3 protein-coding genes and 1 pseudogene are annotated in these 2,279 nt (G+C 63.0%); 2 read left to right on the forward strand and 2 right to left on the reverse strand.

All coding sequences use genetic code 11. From position 1 onward, the window contains the following. A pseudogene (locus tag EG885_RS22195) lies at positions 1–112 on the forward strand (IS5/IS1182 family transposase); the annotation flags it as partial. Positions 113–389: 277 nt separating this feature from the next. Here the strand turns inward: EG885_RS22195 and EG885_RS22200 are convergent. Then, positions 390–983: a TetR/AcrR family transcriptional regulator gene (locus EG885_RS22200; RefSeq protein WP_131579024.1), complete on the reverse strand. Its 594-nt coding sequence runs from the start codon at positions 981–983 to the stop codon at positions 390–392. 181 nt (positions 984–1,164) lie between these two features. Between EG885_RS22200 and EG885_RS22205 the strand changes: the two genes are divergently transcribed. Beyond that, the gene (locus EG885_RS22205; RefSeq protein ID WP_131579026.1) at positions 1,165–1,566 is read left to right on the forward strand and encodes a RidA family protein; all 402 of its coding nucleotides are present in this window, start codon (positions 1,165–1,167) and stop codon (positions 1,564–1,566) included. A 214-nt stretch (positions 1,567–1,780) separates the two neighbouring features. Here EG885_RS22205 and EG885_RS22210 read toward each other — a convergent pair whose 3' ends face one another. Then, the gene (locus EG885_RS22210; RefSeq protein ID WP_207392391.1) at positions 1,781–2,164 is read right to left on the reverse strand and encodes an alpha/beta fold hydrolase; all 384 of its coding nucleotides are present in this window, start codon (positions 2,162–2,164) and stop codon (positions 1,781–1,783) included. Between the last annotated feature and the right edge of the window lie 115 nt (positions 2,165–2,279).

The following is a 2,279-nucleotide window of genomic DNA, read 5'->3' on the forward strand; positions in this document are numbered from 1 at the left end:
CATGTTCGGCAGGCTCAAGGATTGGAGGCGCGTGGCAACGCGATATGACAGATGTCCGAAGATCTTCCTCTCGGCCATCGCCCTCGCAGCAACCGTCATCTATTGGTTATGAATCCTGACCCTAGCAGCATAAATTGCGTCAGCATGCCGAGTGGCCACCCACTGATCGCTGGTTTCCGCAGCGACGACGAATGTCCGGTCAGAAGAGGCTGCCCGGTGACGCCGATGCTCGCTTGACCGGCTGGAATGGGCAGACCCCACCTCGACACCTTCCGGACGGCTGCGGCACGCTGATGCGGCCATGCAGTTCGACGGGAAAACTCTGATCGCCTGATGTGCCAAGCCTTCCGGTTTGCCCATGGCGACCGGCTGGCGCGATTCCGGGTCAGTCACCGTTCTGTCAGCAGTCCCTCTGCCAGCAGGCGAAAGGCCTCCTGCGCTTTCGGCAGGGTCTGGGCCGGTTTCTCGCAGGCCGCGACCCACAGCGCCGCGTTCAGCGCCGCGCCGTTCAGCAGGCGGGACGCCGCCTCGACATCGACCGGGCGCAGCAAGTCCGCGTCCAGCAGCTGCCGCACCGCATCCCGGGTGGCATCCAGACAGCGGTTCTGGCTGGGCCATTGCGACGGATCGCCCAGAACCGCAGGCCCGTCCAAAAGGACGATGCGCTGCACCTCGGGGTCCAGCGCCATCTCGATATAGGCGCAGCCCTCGGCCAGCAAACGGTCCCACAGCGTTCCGGCCAAGGCGCCCAGGTTGCGGGCCCGTGCGGCCATCTCGGCATCGATCTGATCGACGACGGCGGCCAGAAGCCCCTTCTTGTCGCCAAAATTGTGATAGAGCGCCCCGCGCGTCAGGCCCGCTGCGGCCGTCAGATCATCCATCGAGGTTGCGGCAAATCCGTGTTCCGCAAAGGATTTGCGCGCCGAGGCCAGCAGCTTGCCGCGCGTTTCCTCCATCATCGCCGTCCGCGTTTTGCCCGCCATCGTGCTTCTCCCGACGCAAATACCTGACAACGCAATTGACATACGCTTCGTATGTAAATATCAGCCAGATACGCGGTGTATATCAGTTGCCGCCCGACAGCGAAAGCCGTCACGTCCCTTCCGCCTGCATCAGGCACCCCACTCCATGCCGCCCGATCTTGTCGGGCAGAAAGACAAAACCATGACCCAACGCCACGCGATCTTTCCCGAAGGTTCGACACGCCACGCCCTTTATGATGCCCATGGCTATTCCCCGGCTGTCCGCGCAGGCGATCTGCTGTTCGTGTCTGGGCAGGTCGGCAGCCGCGAGGATGGCTCGCCCGAGGGGACCTATCTTGCCCAGGTCGAGCGCGCCTTTGCCAATCTGCAGGCCGTGCTGGTGGCCGCTGGCTGCACCTTTGACGACATCATCGATGTTTCGACCTTTCATACAGATCCGGAAGCCCAGTTCGACGACCTCATGTCGGTGAAGCAGCGCTATTTTCCCAAGGCACCCTTCCCGACCTGGACGGCTGTCGGCGTGACCTGGCTGGCAGGGTTCGATTTCGAGATCAAGGTCGTCGCGCGCATTCCCGATGCGTAAGCCCTGAACTGGCACAACGGGTCGGTCGCTCAGCCGGGTTCACATGAAAAAATGAGCCCCAGCTGAGGTGAAGCATGGCATGCGCGCGGGCTCGTTCAGGTTCTGACCCCCGGAACAGTCGCTACCGTCCGGACCCGTTGCGATGGGCCCGGACGACCTCTATGGGGGATGCCGCTGCATGGCACTGCCATGCCGGAAGCCGCACCATGCCGCTCTACGTCAATGCACTTGCACCGTGGCGGGCTGCCGCGAGATGATCAAGGACGAGCGCGGTGATTTTCTCGGGCTGGTCTTCCGGCGCGAAATGTCCGCATTCGTCAAGGACGGTCAGCCGCGATCCGGGGATGGCGCGATGCAGCTTGTGCGCCCAATCGACCACCTGCCAGCGGTCGTCCGCGCCCCAGATCAGCTGAACCGGCACCTGTCCCAGCTCGGACAGCCGGTCCGCGACCTCCATGGTGTGAATGGGATCGTAATGCCGAACCTGATGCTGGAACAGGCTCGGCTGTCCGATCCACCCCGAGATATCATCAAGATAGGCCTCCAGCGGGCCATCGGCGAAGCGCGCCTTGTCATGGACGGCGCCTAGCTGTTCCATCCCGGATGATCACATAGACCCTCGCCGGACCGCGTTCTTCGTGGCAAGATCGATCCTGGCCGAGTTTCGGGACGGGAGGCGAGGATGCTGATCTCTCTTCACAAGCAGGCATCGA

Source organism: Paracoccus nototheniae (assembly GCF_004335005.1).
GTDB classification, from domain to species: Bacteria; Pseudomonadota; Alphaproteobacteria; order Rhodobacterales; family Rhodobacteraceae; genus Paracoccus; species Paracoccus nototheniae.

Coding starts and splice junctions, on each gene's coding strand:
- EG885_RS22210 (WP_207392391.1), bottom strand. CDS start 2,164: ATGGAACAGCTAGGCGCCGTCCATGACAAGGCGCGCTTCGCCGATGGC.
- EG885_RS22205 (WP_131579026.1), top strand. CDS start 1,165: ATGACCCAACGCCACGCGATCTTTCCCGAAGGTTCGACACGCCACGCC.
- EG885_RS22200 (WP_131579024.1), bottom strand. CDS start 983: ATGGCGGGCAAAACGCGGACGGCGATGATGGAGGAAACGCGCGGCAAG.